General features: G+C 43.0%; 1 pseudogene. It reads left to right on the top strand.

The window, feature by feature from the left end:
- Positions 1 to 78 precede the first annotated feature (78 nt).
- Positions 79 to 1,345, top strand: a pseudogene (locus ACFW2W_RS15105) (IS701 family transposase).
- Positions 1,346 to 1,362 lie beyond the last annotated feature (17 nt).

Genomic DNA, 1,362 nt, shown 5'->3' with positions numbered 1-1,362 from the left:
CGGGACTTAAACGAAAATCAAAAGGAAAAGAAAGTATAATGCTTGCAGAGTAAACAGTTCACGTCGAGGTTTCTCCCGATGAAACAGACAACTCCCGCCGCCATGCCCCCTTGCTTTGATAGATGGTGTAAACGCTTTGATGATATGTGGAGGCATCAAGCCCAAAAACGGGAGTTTAGGAACTATATCGGGGGATAATTGCGGGGAAAGTGAAAGAAAAAACCTATCACAAATGGCGGATAACGCGGTGGGAGTGAAATACCACCGATTACACCATTTTTTGACGGAAGCACCCTGGGATGCGAAACAGATAAATGAACGTCGCCTTCTTGTGATGAATCAATGTAGCCAAACCCGAATCGGTAGAGGATTCACGTTAATTGTGGACGATTCAGGACATAGAAAAAGTGGCAATTTTACAGCGGGAGTGGGACGGCAGTACATAGGAGAAATCGGGAAAACTGAGAACGGAATAGTGGTGGTAACAACTCATCTATATGATGGTAAAAAAAGCCTACCGTTAGATATAGAGTTATATCAACACGCCAGTTCTTTACCTCAGGGAAAAAAAGATATTGAATTCAAGAAAAAGCCGGAGCTAGCATTAGCGTTAATTGACCGAAGCCTTACGAGAGGATATCGACCAGGTATCGTATTAATTGATGGCGGGTATGGAAATAACACAACATTTCTGTTGGAGCTAGAAAAAAGGAAACTCAAGTATCTGGGGGGATTAGCCAAAAACCGCAAAGTGAGCATCGAAACATCGGCAAATAAACGAGAGGGGATTCGCTTAGATAAATTAGCCCAATCCTTGTCTATTGAAGATTTTGCCCCGGTTCAACTCAATCTAGATAAACCGAAAACTGTTTGGGTGGCAACTGTGGAAGTTGAACTGTCACAGCTCGAAGGAACGAGAACAATTGCTATCGTTATGAATGCCTCAACCTTCGACCAAACTAGTGATATTGACTATTTGATTACCAATGTTGACTCATCTCTTGCCACAGCTGAGTGGATAGTAACAACTTATTGTCAAAGAAACTGGGTGGAAGTTTTCTATCGAGAAGCTAAGGGCTGGTTAGGACTTCATGAGTATCAAGTCCGGGACAAACGAAGCCTCTTGAGACATTTTATTCTCGTGTTTTGTGCTTACACTTTCATTTTGTGGCACACCTTAACAGGAGGACTAAGACGAAGGTGGGCGAATAAACCTTTAAACACCTTTACTGATGCCTTATCAGCGTTTCGGACAGCGATGTCTTTCCGTTTCGTGGAGTGGTTGCACCACAATCACGACGTATTCGTTGCTTATCAAGCTGCTTTGGGCTTTATTTGGGCTTGAAATCTGTTTAAGTCCCG

Source organism: Coleofasciculus sp. H7-2 (assembly GCF_042747725.1).
Classification (GTDB): Bacteria; Cyanobacteriota; Cyanobacteriia; order Cyanobacteriales; family FACHB-T130; genus FACHB-T130.
The sequence above is the reverse complement of the archived record's forward strand: the minus strand, read 5'-3'. Positions and strand labels throughout refer to the sequence as shown.